Below are 14,135 nucleotides of genomic sequence, written 5' to 3' on the forward strand. Positions count from 1 at the left end.
GAAGTAAAAGCACCCTGCGAAAGCGTACGCCTCGCAGGGTGCCGGGGTGACCATCTCATTAAGTAACCCGCCGTAAGGGCGGAAAGGTGAATAAGCGTCGACATCACAAATGAATGCGCATACAACTTCAAAAACAAACACTACCCAAAACTAACGAACTAACGAACTAACCAACAGTCAAGCCTTCAAAGCCTTCTTGGGATATATATCGTACCGACTCGACTTCCCCTCCAGACTATGACTCGGCTTGGCCCCCTCGATAATAGGCGCCTTGCGCGGCCGCTTGACCACCACCCGATGCGTGGCCAACGCCAAAGCCGCCTCGAGCAAAGCCGGTGCATCCAGGTCATCACCGACCAAAGGCCGAAACACCCGCATTTCCTTCTTCACCAACGCGCTCTTGTCCCGATGCGGAAACATCGGATCCAGGTAGATCACCTGTGGCGCCTCCCCCTCCCAAGCCCGCATCCGCTCGATCGCATTACCAGTCAACAACCGCATGCGCGCAACGATCGGAGCAATCTCCTCATCGCCACGCGCCCGCACCAGACCATCCTCCAGCAGCGCGGCAATCAACGGCTGACGCTCGATCAGGGTCATCTGGCAACCCAGGCTGGCCAGTACGAACGCATCCTTGCCCAACCCCGCCGTAGCATCGAGCACCTGCGGCCGCACGCCCTGGGCGATGCCCACGGCCTTGGCGATCATCTGCCCGTTGCCACCGCCGTACAACCGCCGGTGCGCCGCCTGCCCCTCGACGAAATCCACCCGCACCGGCCCCGGTGCCTGCGGCCCGAGCTGCTGGATCTGCAGCCCCTCGTCCCCCAGCTGCACGGCGAATTCCGCGGCTTCATCGACCAACGGCAAGCCCAGCCGCTCGGCCCATGCCTCGGCCTGCGCCTGGAACTGCGGGGCCAGTGCCTCGACCCTGATACCTGCGCCTTGCTGCTGCTCTACCATCCGTTCCCGCACTCGAAAAAAATTAATGAAACCCCGGCCAGAGCCGATACAGGCAATATCCCGCTATTCTGCCAGAGCTCAACGTCCGCGACTGCCATGTCAGACACTCTTCCCATCGGCTTGACCTACTTGTCGCCCGTCGGCAACTACGGTCGACAGAATACCCAGGCACTGGGTGGCGTCAGCCATCTGTGGCAGGATTTCTTCGCCCGGGCCATGGCAGAGCAGCCGCAAGGCGAAGTCGACTCCTTCAGCCAGGCGCTGATGCAGTGCGACCAGGACAGCGGCGAACCAGTCGGCGGCGCCCGTGCCCTGGCGCTGATCGACGCCCAGCGCGCCCTGCCGGTTCACGACACCGAAGTAACCCCGCCCGAGCCCCTGTTCCTGCCCAAGGCGGAACTGGAAGCCAAGCTGCTGCCGCCCGCCCCCGAGCCCTTCGACACCGTCGAACTGATCGAGCAACAGCGACAACTCGACATCAGCAACAGCTGGCTGCGCCCGGTGGTCATGAGCCAAGGCCACCCCATCGCTGAGCCCGGCCCCGGCCCATCGCCACGGCCGCTGTTCCTGCCGATCGCCGAGTTCGAGGCCCATCTGCTCGATCCTGCGCCCGAACCCTTCGACGAGCAGACACTGGCCAAGCAGCAGAACGACCTGGAATTCGATATCCACTGGGCGCGCCCGGTGGTGCTGAACAACGTGCGCGTGCACGCCTGAGTTCAACGGCAGATCTGCCAGAACCCCATGTCCAGGTGAAAGTGGTTGTGGTGCGCGGCGTTGTAGTCCGGCCCCAGTGCCGTGCTGAAGCTTTCGCAGGCCGCCGCCTGCACTTGCCGCAGGAAGTCAGCCTTGGGGCCCTCTCCCCGCCAGTCCTGGGCCAGCACGATGCGCTGCCCATCCTTCAGACGAAAACCACTGATATCAAGCGCATTGGCCGTGGCATGCTGGCTGAGCCGGCCTTGCTTGCGGTGGTAGACATTGCGGCAGGCGAAACTGCCCAGATGATCGACCTGAACCACCGGCTGACCGAACACCCGCTGCGCCGCCGGCTGCAATCCATGCATTTCGAACAGCGAATAGGCCACCGCCAGCGGACAACTGGCGAGGAAGCTGCTGCTCAAGCGCGCCTGTCCGCCCTCCACGCGCCAGACGTTGCGCAACGGGCAAGCGGCCTGCGACGGACTGTTACTCTGCGGGCGATAACGCAGCGTGGTGGTCTGCAAAGCCTGGCGGCATAGCTCGGGATCGTCGCGCAGGCGCGACAGCTTGTAAGGCGTCAGCAGATTCGGGGGCTGCCGAACATCCAGAGCGGCCCAGGGGTTCCAGGCAGCTGGCGGGCGCCAGCCCATCAACCAGGCGAGCAGCACAACCAACAGCAGGCTGAGCGACGCAATCAACGCTCTACCCATGGGCCCTCAACGGCGGAACAGGTCGTTGAGCTGGGCAAATGGCAGGGCCTGCTCGCCATAGCCGAAGGTGCCCTGCTCGCGGATCTCCAGCGCGGCCCGCTGGAAGGCGCCCAACGCCGCACGCGCCAGCGACGAGCCGACACTGATGCGCTTTACACCGAGGTCCTGCAGCTGATTCACGCTCAACGGTACCCCCGGCATGCCCATCAGCACATTCACAGGCGTGGGCGCTACAGCGAGCACCACCGCCCGGATCTCGTCGACGCTGCGCAGGCCGGGGGCGTACAGCACGTCCGCTCCGGCCTCGGCATAGGCCTGCAGGCGGCGGATGGTGTCGTCCAGGTCGAGACGCCCGTGCAGCAGATTCTCTGCGCGGGCACAGAGGGTGAAGGGGAAGGACAGGCTGCGGGCGGCCGCGACGGCGGCACGCACCCGTGCCACGGAAAGCTCGAAATCGTAGATCGGTGCATCGCTACGCCCGCTGGCATCTTCGATCGAACCACCCACCAGCCCCGCTTCGCCAGCGCGCTGGATGGTCCGGGCGCAGTCTTCCGGCAGGTCGCCGAAGCCGTTTTCCAGATCGGCCGCCACCGGCAACGGCGTGGCGTCGACAATGGCACGGGCATTGTCGAGGGTCTCCTCGGGCGTCAGCGCGCCTTCGGCATCCGGCCGCCCGAGGCTGAACGCCAACCCGGCACTGGTGGTGGCCAGCGCCTCGAAGCCCAGGCTGGCCAGCATCCGTGCGGAGCCGGCATCCCACGGGTTGGGAATGACGAACGCGCCATCACGCTCATGCAGTGCCTTGAAGGCTTCGGCTCGCAGGGTTTGCACATCCATGGTTCAACCTCCGACGGTCAGATCACAGTAACCCCAGTTGTTCGACCTCAGGGGCACGCGGCAATTCAGGCAGCGCCGCCAAGCCTGGCAACAGGGTCACCAGGCGCTGGTGAAAACGCTGGGCCAGTGCCGCGGCCAGACGGTTGTCCGAGGTATGCAGAAACACATACGGGCGGCGTCCCTCCTCGATCCAGGCGGCGACCTTGTCGACCCAGGGCGTGAGAAAGCGCTCGTTGGCCTCGAGCTCGGGATGGCCGATGAACCGCACCTGCGGGTGCCGGGTAAAGGCCGCCGGGCGCGGCGGCACCTTGGGCTTCTTGGCCTGGGCATGGAGCACGGCGGGCTCGCGCGAAGCGCAGCTGAACAACGCACGCGGATCCAGGCAGATGCGCTCGACACCGCGTTCATGCAACAGGCGATTGAGTTGGCGCTCCTCCTCGCCACGGGCAAAGAACGCGTCGTTGCGCACCTCCACCGCCACCGGCACGCCGATCTCGTCGAGAAAGTGCGCTAGCTCTGCGAGCCGCGTCGGCCCGAACATCGCCGGCAACTGCAGCCAGTAAGGCGACACGCGTTCGCCCAAGGGCGCCATCAGCCGGGTGAAGTCCAGCGCCGAATCGAGCTGTTCGCGCAGGTCGCCCGCGTGGCTGACATCCCCTGGGAACTTGGCGGTGAACCGGAACCCAGCCGGCATGATCTGCGCCCAACGCTCTACCGTGGTTGGCGCGGGGCGGGCATAGAACGTGGTGTTGCCCTCGACGGCGTTGAATACCTGGCTGTACAGCCCGAGGAACTCGCTGGTACGGGCGTCGGCGGGGTACAGGTACTCGCGCCAGGCGTTTTCAGCCCAGGACGGGCAACCGAGAAAGTAAGGGAGGGGTGATGGCGTCATCCATCAAATGTACAGGTCCAGCCCCAGCACTTCCATCTCCCAGTCGGTGAAGCCGGCAGTTGTCAGGTAGCTGGCGAGCGCCGTTGAGGTCCGCCGGTCGCGGGCACGGGGGAAGATCAGGTCCTGCTGACGGGCCGGCAGGTTCTCGCCGCGACGGCTGGCGCGGCTGACCTGCGCGTCGATGTCCTCGATGATCTCGGCGTCGGCTTCGTCGATGGCTTCGTCACGCGCCGGCGCCTTGCGAGGCGCGCGCTTGATGGGGTAGCTCTGTGAGGAGAAGCCGTCGATACGCATGAAAGGGGCACTCAGGATCAATGATGGCAATTTAGCAGCATCAGGAATCCTTCGCTAATGCCCGAACTGATAACTGGACCACAGAACGCGCAAAAGGTTTTATCGTGAACGGCGATAGCCGACGAACTGCGTTCAACGCGCCTTGGGCGTAGCCACATTATCGCGCAGGTAAACCGGTTGCGCCTGCTCGGCGACGACCGCCTCCCCCCGCGCCCAGGCGAAACCGGCCAGAGTGAGGATGTCCAGTGCGCTGGGCAGGGCCACGGCATCGCTGGCCGCGACCTGCACGGCCAGCCGCTCGGCATAGCCCCAGCCGGTGCCGGCGCCGAACCAATCGCCCTCCAAGTCTTGCGGCAGCGCAACCCGATCGGGCGGCAGCACCGTTTCCTGGCCGATCAGACGCATCTCGCCCTGCTCGGCGCGGTAGCAGCCCCAGTACACCTCGTCCATGCGCGCATCGATGGCCGCGGCCACCTGCTGCACGCCTCGCTCACGCAGCGCGCCCTGGGCCAGCGCCGCCAGATTGGACACCGGCAGCACCGGACGCTCGAGAGCGAAAGCCAGCCCCTGGACCACGCCGATGGCGATACGCACGCCGGTGAAGGCGCCCGGGCCACGGCCAAAGGCGATGGCGTCCAGCGCGCTCAGCGCCACACCCGAGTCGGCCAGCAGTTGCTTGATCATCGGCAGCAGCTTCTGCGCGTGCAGGCGTGGGGCCACCTCGTAGTGACTGGTCACCTTGCCGTCGTGCAGCAGGGCGACGGAACAGGCTTCGGTGGCGGTATCCAGGGCCAACAAGGTGGTCATCGAACGAGGTATCCAGGCGACAGGGGAAAAAGAGCGGCAGTATAAACGACAACGGCCCGCAAGCGGGCCGTCGTGACGCACGGTGATGGATCAGCTCAAGGCTGCCAGCACCTTGGCGGTGATCGATTCGACCGAGCCGACGCCTTCGATGTGGCTGTACTTCGGCTTGCCAGCATTGGCGGCCGACAGCTTCTGGTAGAAGTCCACCAGTGGCTTGGTCTGGCTGTGGTAGACCGACAGGCGGTGACGCACGGTTTCTTCCTTGTCGTCATCGCGCTGGATCAGGTCTTCGCCGGTGACGTCGTCCTTGCCTTCGACCTTCGGCGGGTTGTACTGGATATGGTAGGTACGGCCCGAGGCCAGGTGCACGCGGCGACCGGCCATGCGGCCGACGATCTCTTCGTCGTCCACGGCGATCTCGACCACGGCGTCGATGTCGACACCGGCGGCGACCATGGCTTCAGCTTGCGGGATGGTGCGCGGGAAGCCGTCGAACAGGCAGCCGTTGGCGCAGTCTGGTTGAGCGATGCGCTCCTTGACCAGGCTGATGATCAGCTCGTCGGAAACCAGCTGGCCGGCATCCATGACCTTTTTCAGCTCCAGGCCCAGCGGGGTGCCGGCCTTGACGGCGGCACGCAGCATGTCACCGGTGGAGATCTGCGGAATACCGAACTTCTCGGTGATGAACTTTGCCTGAGTACCTTTACCGGCCCCGGGAGCTCCCAGCAGAATTACGCGCATCTTGTGCTCCTCATATTTTTCTTTGCAAATCAACGGATTCGGCGCACAAGGCCAACTCCGGAAAATCGGACGAGACCGTAAAATCGGTCAAAAGGCTGCTCAAGATACACAGCGCCCGCCCCCCCGACAAGCGTCCAAAAGTGCCAGGAACGGGCCGCCCGCGGCTGGCCGGGGCACGGGTTGCGCCCGGCGCAACCGGCCGTCACGGGTTGGCGCAAGGCCAACCCGGCCCATCACCGAGACCGGTTTCGAACGACCTCAGCCGGTATTGCGCAAACCAGCCGCGATCCCCGCCACGGTCACCAGCAAGGCCTGCTCCAACGGGCTGTCCAGAGCGGCTTCACGGCTGCGCGAGCGCGCCAGCAGCTCGGCCTGCAGGCGGTGCAACGGGTCCAGGTAGGTGTTGCGCAGGCGGATGAATTCCAGGGTTTCCGGGCTGTGCGCCAGTAGCACCGGCTGCCCGGTCAGCCCCAGCACCACCCGGCACGACTGCGACAATAGGTCGCGCAGGTGTGCACCCAGCGGCAGCAGTTCGGGTTGCACCAGACGTTCGTCGTAGGCCTCGGCGATTTGTGCATCGGCCTTGGCCAGGACCATCTCCAGCATGTCGATGCGGGTACGGAAGAACGGCCATTGCTCGCGCATCTGCGCCAGCAGCGTCCCCTGTCCGCGTGCCAGGGCATTGTTCAGCGCCGTTTCCCAGCCCAGCCAGGCCGGCAGCATCAGCCTTGTCTGGGTCCAGCCGAATATCCACGGGATCGCCCGCAGGCTCTCGATGCCGCCGGCGCGGCGCTTGGCCGGGCGGCTTCCCAGCGGCAGGCGGCCGAGTTCCTGCTCGGGGGTGGACTGGCGGAAGTACTCGACGAAGTCCGGGTTTTCGCGCACCACGTCGCGGTAGGCCTTGACGCCATCGGCGGCCAACTGGTCCATCAACGCGCGCCAGGCCGGCTCCGGCGGTGGCGGCGGAAGCAGGGTCGCCTCCAGCACGGCGGCCAGGTAGAGGTTGAGGTTCTGCTCGGCAATGCCCGGCAAGCCGAACTTGAAGCGGATCATCTCGCCCTGCTCGGTGGTGCGGAAACGCCCGCCCACCGAGCCCGGCGGTTGCGACAGGATCGCCGCATGGGCCGGTCCGCCGCCGCGCCCGACCGTGCCGCCCCGGCCATGGAACAGCAGCAGCTCGACCTGGTGCTCGCGACAGATGCGCACCAGGTTCTCCTGGGCGCGGTACTGGGCCCAGGCCGCCGCGGTGGTGCCGGCGTCCTTGGCCGAGTCGGAATAGCCGATCATCACCTCCTGCGGCCCTTGCAAACCAGCGCGGTAGCCCGGCAAACCGAGCAGGCGTTCCATCACCGGGCCCGCGTTGTCCAGGTCGGCCAGGGTCTCGAACAACGGCACCACGCGCATCGACCGGGTCAGCCCGGCCTCCTTAAGCAACAATTGCACCGCCAGCACATCGGAGGCCGCGCCGGCCATGGAGATCACGTACGACCCCAGCGACGCCGCAGGCGCGGCGGCAATCTCGCGGCAGGTGGCGAGCACCTCGGCCGTCTCGGCCTGGGGCTGGAAATGCGCCGGCAACAGCGGGCGACGGTTGTTCAGTTCGGCCTGAAGGAACGTGATGCGTCGCTCCTCGTCCCACTCGGCATAGCGACCGAGGCCGAGGTAGTCGGTGATTTCCGACAGTGCATCGCGGTGGCGGGCGGCATCTTGGCGCACGTCCAGGCGCACCAGGAACAGGCCGAAGGTCACCGCGCGGCGAAGGCAGTCAAGCAACGGGCCGTCGGCGATCACACCCATGCCGCATTCATGCAGCGACTGATAGGCCAGTTCCAGCGGCGCGATCAGCTCGCGATTGTCCACCAGTACCGCAGCACTGGCAGGTTGTGTGCTCGTCAGCGAGGCATGGGCCCAGGCACGGGTGGCGCGCAGGCGATCGCGCAGTTGCTTGAGCAGCGCGCGATAGGGTTCGGCGCTGTCGCCGACCTTGTCTTTCAGCGCGGCGCTGGCCTGCTGCATGGACAGCTCGGCGGCCAGGCCGTCGATATCGCGCAGGAACAGGTCGGCGGCCATCCAGCGCGCCAGCAGCAGGACTTCGCGGGTGACCGCCGCCGTAACGTTGGGGTTGCCGTCGCGGTCACCGCCCATCCAGGAGGCGAAGCGCACCGGCGCCGACTCCAGCGGCAGGCGCAGCCCGGTGGCCTCGAACAAGGCCGCGTCGACCTTGCGCAGGTGGTTGGGGATCGCCTGCCACAACGAGTGTTCGATGACCGCAAAGCCCCACTTGGCTTCATCCACCGGGGTCGGCCGGGTGCGACGGATCTCCTCGGTGTGCCAGGCCTCGGCGATCAGGCGGCGCAAGCGTTCACGCACCTGCTGGCGCTCGCCGGGAACGAGGTCGCGGTGGTCCTGCGCGGCCAGTTGCGCGGCAATGGCGTCGTACTTCTGGATCAGGGTGCGGCGGGCCACCTCGGTGGGATGGGCGGTAAGCACCAGCTCGATGTTCAGCCTGGCCAGTTGCCGGGCCAGCTCATCGTTGCCGTGGCCCGCCGCCTTCAGCCGCGCCAGCAGTTCCGGCAGCACCCGCGCCTCGAACTGCTCGGGCTGGTCGGCGTCGCGGCGCCGGATAAGCTGATACTGCTCGGCGATGTTGGCCAGGTTGAGAAACTGGTTGAATGCCCGCGCCACCGGCAGCAGGTCCTCCTCGGCCAGGTCGCCCAGGGTCGAGCTCAGTCGCTCGCCCTGCCCGCGCCGGTCGGCCTTGGCGCTGTGGCGGATGTCCTCGATCTTCTGCAGGAACGCCTCGCCATGCTGCTGGCGGATGGTCTCGCCCAGCAGTTCTCCCAAAAGGTGCACATCCTCGCGCAAGCGCAGATCGATATCACTCATCAGCCTTCTCCACTCCAGGAAACCGCATGCGCCCAAGAGTGCCCACTCGCGCCCGCGCCTGGCAAGCCAGAAGCGGCCAGAGCAACTAAAGTGAACACAGGACATCCGAAGCAATGCCACTACCAGGCTTTGACAGAGAGGTCATCATGAAAATTCGCCAACTCGCCGAGCACTGGGAACAGAACGCCGCCGGCCTCCTGAGTCCCACCGGCCATGTCCTGCACCTGGACATGGAAGCCGAAGCGCGCCTGGCCGCGCTGATCGACATGTACCCCAAGCGCAGCCCCGAGGAACTGCTGGGCGAATTGGTGGCGGCGGCGCTCGAGGAACTGGAAGCCAGCTTCCCCTACATCAAGGGCCAGCAGGTGATCGCCACCGACGAAGAAGGCGACCCGCTGTACGAGGATATCGGCCCCACACCACGCTTCCTGGCCCTCTCCCGACGCCACCTGCAAGCCCTCGGCAGGGTGCGCAAGGAGCCGTCGCACTGAACCTTTCCGGGTGCCGGGCGAAGCCCGGCATACCGTCATCCACGGCGGAAGTTCCAGGAAAAATCCGCTGACTGATTAGTCAGAAAAAAATACCTTTAGCGTGCAAATTTTTCTGAACTATTCAAAAAATGCCTGGGTCACAGCCAATAGCCATCACGGCAAAACCCTGTAAACACGGGCCTTTGCGCCCGACGCTGGCCACAGGGGAACAGCGATAGCCACCGCGTGGCATCGTCGTTTAACAGGAGTGACCCAATGGAGTTGACCACCATGAAGACCCGCATCGCACAACCTTCCTCCACTCACCTGCGCGGGCTCAAGCTGGCCGCGCTGGCCCTGGGCAGCAGCCTGGTGCTGGCCGGCTGCGCGGGCAAGCCGCCGACCGAGCAATACGCCGTGACCCAATCGGCGGTCAACTCGGCGGTCAGTGCAGGTGGCACCGAATTCGCCGCGGTGGAGATGAAGGCTGCCCAGGACAAGTTCAAGAAGGCCGAGATCGCCATGCACGACAAGCAGTACGACCAGGCCAAGCTGCTGGCCGAACAAGCCGAATGGGACGCCCGCGTCGCCGAGCGCAAGGCCCAGGCAGCCAAGGCCCAGAAAGCCGTACAGGATGCCCGCCAGGGTATCAACGACGTACGCGAGGAAGGCCTGCGCAGCGCCGAATGAGCCCTGCCCAGCCTCATGAGCCTTCGTTAACGATCAAAGGATGAACACTATGCGCAACTACGTCATGATTCCCGCCCTGCTGGCCTTGAGCGTGGGCCTTGCCGCCTGCTCCCACGACCCGAACGCCAACCTGGAGTCGGCCCGCACCAACTTCTCCGCCCTGCAGAGCGACCCACAGTCGAGCAAAGTGGCCGCGCTCGAGACCAAGGACGCTCAGGACTGGCTGAACAAGGCCGACAAAGCCTACATGGATCGCGAGGACTCGAAAAAAGTCGACCAGCTCGCCTACCTGACCAACCAGCGTGTCGAAGTGGCCAAGCAGACCATCGCCCTGCGTAGCGCCGAGGCCGAACTCAAGAACGCCGCCGCCCAGCGCGCCCAGGCCAAGCTGGACGCCCGCGACGCGCAGATCAAGAAGCTGCAGGACAGCCTGAACGCCAAGCAGACCGACCGTGGCACCTTGGTGACCTTCGGTGACGTGCTGTTCGACTTCAACAAGGCCGTGCTCAAGAGCAGCGCCTACCCCAACGTCACCAAGCTGGCCCAGTTCCTCCAGGAGAACCCTGAGCGCAAGGTGATCGTCGAGGGCTATACCGACAGCGTTGGTTCGGCCAACTACAACCAGACCCTGTCCGAGCGTCGCGCCGGTGCGGTGCGCATGGCACTGGTACGTGCCGGCGTCGATCCAGCACGCATCGTCGCCCAGGGCTACGGCAAGGAGTACCCGGTGGCCGACAACAGCAGCAACTCGGGCCGCGCGCAGAACCGTCGGGTGGAGGTGACCATCTCCAACGACAACCAGCCGGTGGCACCGCGCTCGGTGAGCCAGATCCAGTAATCGCTAGTGCTTGAGTGAAGAACCCCGCCTGATGGCGGGGTTTTTCATGGCTTGGGATTGAACATCGTGAAGGTGACGCCTCGCGGGGCAAGCCCGTTCCCACGCAAAAAACATCTTCTTGAAACCTGGTCTGGCACCGACCCCATCTGAAGGTCAGGACACGCTCACTGCACCTGCTGCGGCGTCTCCTGCCCCATGCAACGCACCGCGCGCTTGCGGTTGTCTACCAGCACCCCGGTCAGGCCCTTCTGCTCGGTGTCGAACAGCACCAGCACGCCATCGATGCACTGCGCCACCTGTGGCGCCGGCGTCAGCGAGACCTTGTAGTCTTCCCCCGGAATGGTCTTGAGCATGGTGAAATCCTGCAGCAACAGCGCATCCTCGGGCTTGGCGAAATGCAGGTAGCCGTAGTACCAGAGGGCTCCCACCGTCACGATGATGCTGCCGACACCGGTCAGGATCAGCGGGATGGCGTTGCGTTCTTCACTCATTGCTAGTTCTTCTCGTCAGGGTAGTTGGGTACTTCGGCCAGGCGGCGCAGGCCGTTGAAATGGGTAGGGTCTTCCAGGAAACGCAGCATCACCTGACGCCAGGTCGGATCGGCGAAGGTCTGCACATGGCCGCCCCGGGTCAATTGCAGCACCCGGGGCGGCGGCGCCTGGCGGTACAGGCGCAGGCCGTTGTCCAATGGTACGAGGTTGTCGTCGATGCTGTGGAAGAACAGCTTCGGCGGGCTGTCCAGGCGGGCGATCGAGTTGACCGCGCTGTCGCCGTCCGGCACCAGCCACGACAGCGGCACCTGCAGCGGCCAGGTCATCCACGAAGTGCTCAGGGCATATCGCCCCACCGCCCGGTAGCTGGCGGGCACGCCATCGAACACCAGGGCGCTGAAGCGTCGGCGCTGCTCGGGGTGCTGGGCCAGGTAGTGGATGGCCATGGCCCCTCCGAGGCTCTGGCCGAGCAGCACCAGCGGCCGGCCCTGGGCCTGGGGCGCCTTGTCGAGCCAGTCCAGCGCCGCGCCGATGTCGCCGTACACTTCAGGCAATGTCGGCTTGCCCTGGGACAGCCCATAACCGCGATAGTCGATCATCAACACCTGGTAGCCTGCTTTCGGCAGCCAGTAGCTGCCGCCCAGGTGCCAGGCCAGGTTGCCGCCATTGCCATGCAGGTGCAGCACCGTGCCCTTGACCTCGACACCCTGCGGCACGGGCAGCCACCAGCCATGCAGGCGCGTGCCGTCGGCGGCGCTGAGGGTCAGGTCCTGATACTGCAGATGGGCCCTTTGCGGGGTGAACGGCTGACCGGGCTCGGGATAGAACAGCAGGCTGCTGCAACCGCCCAACAGCAGCAGCCCGAGGCCGAAGGCGAGGTGACGGCAGGCGTCAGAGAATGTTCGCGTAGTCGGCTTCAATACGGTCCAGGCTCAGGTGGTTGAGGAAGTTGGAGAAGCACATCCAGGCCGACAGCGCGTTGAGGTCGCGGAACTGCTCGGGCAGGTACTTGGGCGGTTCGACCAGCCCTTCCTCGACCAGCTGGCGCAGCGTGCGCATGTCTTCCAAGGTGGTCTTGCCGCAGAACAGCAAAGGGATCTGCTCGAGCTTGCCCTTCTTCACGGCCAACTGAATGTAGTTGTAAACCATGATGAAGCCCTTGAGGTAGGACAAGTCCTTGGTGAATGGCAGGCCGTTGGGCACCGAGCCACGGAACACCCGGCTGGCGTTGCTGTAGCTCTGCCCCATCTCGAAGCCCTGGCCGCGGAAGAACTCGAAGACCTGCAGGAAGTCGGCGCCCTCCTCCACCATGTGGATGGCACGGGTACGGTTGGTGAGCTTGCGCAGACGGCTGGGGTAGGAGGCGAAGGCGATCACCTCCATGAGGATCGCCAGGCCCTCCTGGGTCACCGTCGACGAGGGCGGGCCCTTGGCCAGGAAAGTACAGATCGGCTGGTTCAGCCCGTTGAGGGTAGTGCCGACGTGCACCAGGCCTTCATGCACTTCCAGGGCGCGCACGTCGCGGCTGTTGAACATGGCGTCGGCGCGCACCTTGATGTAGTCGGCCCCGGCCGCGGCGTCGGCAACGATGCCGTCGGACTCGAACACGCGGATGGTCTCCTCGGCCTCGCCGAACACCTTGTTCAAGCGACGCTGGAGGATCTCCACCGCTTCCTTGGCCGTGAGGTTCTTCGGCTCGTCCTTCAGGTCGCCGCGACCGTCGATGTTGTTCAGGTAATCCGAGAGCATCAGGCCCAGGTCGGCCAGGGTCGGGTCGCCGGCGTGGAAGGCGTCGGAGGCGGCGCCGTAGAGCTCCTGGGAGATCAGCCCGAAGTCCTCGGTGCCGCGTGCCTCGAGCATGCGCACCACCATGCGGTATTCCTTGCACATGCGCCGCATGATCTGCCCGACCGGATTGAACTGGCCCAACTGCCGGGTGATGTCGCGCTCGATACTCTGGAACTCGGCCTTCACCGCGCTGGAGTCGAACGACAGCGGGCGGTTCTGGTAGTAGGCACGGTCCACCGCTGGTGGCTCCTTGCCCTTGGCCTTGAGAAAGCCCTGGCGGATGCCATCGTCCCATTTCACCGCGTCAAGCACGCGGATCGGGGTCTGCGTGGCGACGATGCGGTCAGACAGCGTGCGTATGGTCTGCTGGTACTCGTCCACGCGGGACTCCTTCTTGAAGCCTCATCGCGGGGCAAGCCCGCTCCCACAACCAGGAGCGGGCTTGCCCCGCGACGAGGCCGGTATGCTCACGGCTATTTACCGGAACGCTGGAAGCGCGCCACCTCGACGAACAGATCGGAGTTGGCGGGATCTTCCAGATACGCCAGCACCCGCTCGGTCGGGCTGTCGATCAGCACGCCCTCGCCGTTATCTTCCGGCACTTCGGTGTTGCGTCCGCTCAGTTCTTTCTTGGCGACAGCCTGCTGCACCTGCTCGACATCGAGGTTGTAGACCACCAGCTGCTTGCCGTCGATCACCTCGAAGCCACCGATCAGGAAATTGCCACCCAGGCGCTTGGGCACCCCGGCCGACAGGTACCAGCGGTTGCCGTGCCGGGCCACGGTGAAGGCGTATTCCTCGGGGGCCTTGCCCTGGGCACGGGCCACCGCTTTGTAGGTGTTGCCACCCGCGCGGCTGATGCTCAGTTTCAGCGGCTGGCCCCAGGCATCCTTGCTGCTCCACTGCCCGAGCAGGGCCTTGGGCGCCGGCTGGTTGGCCGGCAGTGGCTCGTCGAACGTCACCAGACAACCGCCCAGCAGGAGGAATGACAAGGTCAACAACACCACACGCCAGGCTTTCATCAGGTTCTCC

The 14,135-nt window shown here is 65.2% G+C and carries 16 protein-coding genes; 4 read left to right on the plus strand and 12 right to left on the minus strand.

Annotated features, from left to right (window positions below; translation table 11 throughout):
* Nucleotides 1–177: 177 nt before the first annotated feature.
* Complete coding sequence (locus CC207_RS08860; RefSeq protein ID WP_028691558.1) at nt 178–960, minus strand: class I SAM-dependent methyltransferase; 783 nt, start codon at nt 958–960, stop codon at nt 178–180.
* A 96-nt stretch (nt 961–1,056) separates the two neighbouring features.
* On the opposite strand from CC207_RS08860, the gene CC207_RS08865 reads away from it, so the two are divergent.
* Nucleotides 1,057–1,677, plus strand: coding sequence for a hypothetical protein (locus CC207_RS08865; protein WP_062360526.1), 621 nt, complete (start codon nt 1,057–1,059; stop codon nt 1,675–1,677).
* A gap of 2 nt (nt 1,678–1,679) precedes the next feature.
* Here the strand turns inward: CC207_RS08865 and CC207_RS08870 are convergent, their stop codons facing one another.
* From CC207_RS08870 to ppc, 7 genes are all read right to left on the minus strand, one after another.
* On the minus strand, nt 1,680–2,369 hold the full coding sequence (locus tag CC207_RS08870) for an extensin family protein (protein WP_088851959.1): 690 nt from the start codon (nt 2,367–2,369) through the stop codon (nt 1,680–1,682).
* A 6-nt stretch (nt 2,370–2,375) separates the two neighbouring features.
* Nucleotides 2,376–3,206: an oxaloacetate decarboxylase gene (locus CC207_RS08875; RefSeq protein WP_062360523.1), complete on the minus strand. Its 831-nt coding sequence runs from the start codon at nt 3,204–3,206 to the stop codon at nt 2,376–2,378.
* A 22-nt stretch (nt 3,207–3,228) separates the two neighbouring features.
* Nucleotides 3,229–4,098 (minus strand): DUF72 domain-containing protein, encoded by an 870-nt coding sequence (locus CC207_RS08880; protein WP_088851960.1) that lies wholly within the window; start codon nt 4,096–4,098, stop codon nt 3,229–3,231.
* A gap of 3 nt (nt 4,099–4,101) precedes the next feature.
* On the minus strand, nt 4,102–4,392 hold the full coding sequence (locus CC207_RS08885) for a hypothetical protein (RefSeq protein ID WP_028691563.1): 291 nt from the start codon (nt 4,390–4,392) through the stop codon (nt 4,102–4,104).
* Nucleotides 4,393–4,524: 132 nt separating this feature from the next.
* Nucleotides 4,525–5,199 carry a tRNA (adenosine(37)-N6)-threonylcarbamoyltransferase complex dimerization subunit type 1 TsaB gene (tsaB, locus tag CC207_RS08890; protein ID WP_088851961.1) on the minus strand — a complete coding sequence of 225 codons (675 nt, stop codon included), beginning with the start codon at nt 5,197–5,199 and terminating at the stop codon, nt 4,525–4,527.
* Nucleotides 5,200–5,289: 90 nt separating this feature from the next.
* Nucleotides 5,290–5,940 (minus strand): adenylate kinase, encoded by a 651-nt coding sequence (gene adk, locus CC207_RS08895; RefSeq protein ID WP_028691565.1) that lies wholly within the window; start codon nt 5,938–5,940, stop codon nt 5,290–5,292.
* Nucleotides 5,941–6,198: 258 nt separating this feature from the next.
* Nucleotides 6,199–8,826, minus strand: coding sequence for a phosphoenolpyruvate carboxylase (gene ppc, locus CC207_RS08900; protein WP_088851962.1), 2,628 nt, complete (start codon nt 8,824–8,826; stop codon nt 6,199–6,201).
* Between the two features lie 146 nt (nt 8,827–8,972).
* Between ppc and CC207_RS08905 the strand changes: the two genes are divergently transcribed.
* The 3 genes from CC207_RS08905 (at nt 8,973) to CC207_RS08915 (ending at nt 10,824) form a co-directional block, all read left to right on the plus strand.
* The gene (locus CC207_RS08905) at nt 8,973–9,317 is read left to right on the plus strand and encodes a hypothetical protein (RefSeq protein ID WP_028691567.1); all 345 of its coding nucleotides are present in this window, start codon (nt 8,973–8,975) and stop codon (nt 9,315–9,317) included.
* A 255-nt stretch (nt 9,318–9,572) separates the two neighbouring features.
* On the plus strand, nt 9,573–9,986 hold the full coding sequence (locus CC207_RS08910) for a DUF4398 domain-containing protein (RefSeq protein ID WP_028691568.1): 414 nt from the start codon (nt 9,573–9,575) through the stop codon (nt 9,984–9,986).
* 49 nt (nt 9,987–10,035) lie between these two features.
* Complete coding sequence (locus CC207_RS08915) at nt 10,036–10,824, plus strand: OmpA family protein (protein ID WP_028691569.1); 789 nt, start codon at nt 10,036–10,038, stop codon at nt 10,822–10,824.
* Nucleotides 10,825–10,988: 164 nt separating this feature from the next.
* Here CC207_RS08915 and CC207_RS08920 read toward each other — a convergent pair whose 3' ends face one another.
* The 4 genes from CC207_RS08920 to CC207_RS08935 all read right to left on the minus strand — a co-directional run bounded on the left by CC207_RS08920 (nt 10,989) and on the right by CC207_RS08935 (nt 14,125).
* A complete protein-coding gene (locus CC207_RS08920) occupies nt 10,989–11,315 on the minus strand; it encodes a hypothetical protein (protein ID WP_028691570.1) in 327 nt (108 codons plus the stop codon).
* 2 nt (nt 11,316–11,317) lie between these two features.
* Nucleotides 11,318–12,235, minus strand: a complete 918-nt coding sequence (locus CC207_RS08925) for an alpha/beta hydrolase (RefSeq protein ID WP_028691571.1) — start codon at nt 12,233–12,235, stop codon at nt 11,318–11,320.
* Nucleotides 12,207–13,484, minus strand: a complete 1,278-nt coding sequence (locus CC207_RS08930; RefSeq protein WP_028691572.1) for a flavohemoglobin expression-modulating QEGLA motif protein — start codon at nt 13,482–13,484, stop codon at nt 12,207–12,209. Before CC207_RS08930 ends, CC207_RS08925 begins: the two co-directional genes overlap by 29 nt.
* Before the next feature lie 92 nt (nt 13,485–13,576).
* Nucleotides 13,577–14,125 (minus strand): hypothetical protein, encoded by a 549-nt coding sequence (locus tag CC207_RS08935; protein WP_028691573.1) that lies wholly within the window; start codon nt 14,123–14,125, stop codon nt 13,577–13,579.
* Nucleotides 14,126–14,135: the final 10 nt, after the last annotated feature.

Origin of the sequence: Pseudomonas sp. DrBHI1 (assembly GCF_002205115.1) — a bacterium.
Classification (GTDB): Bacteria; Pseudomonadota; Gammaproteobacteria; order Pseudomonadales; family Pseudomonadaceae; genus Aquipseudomonas; species Aquipseudomonas mosselii.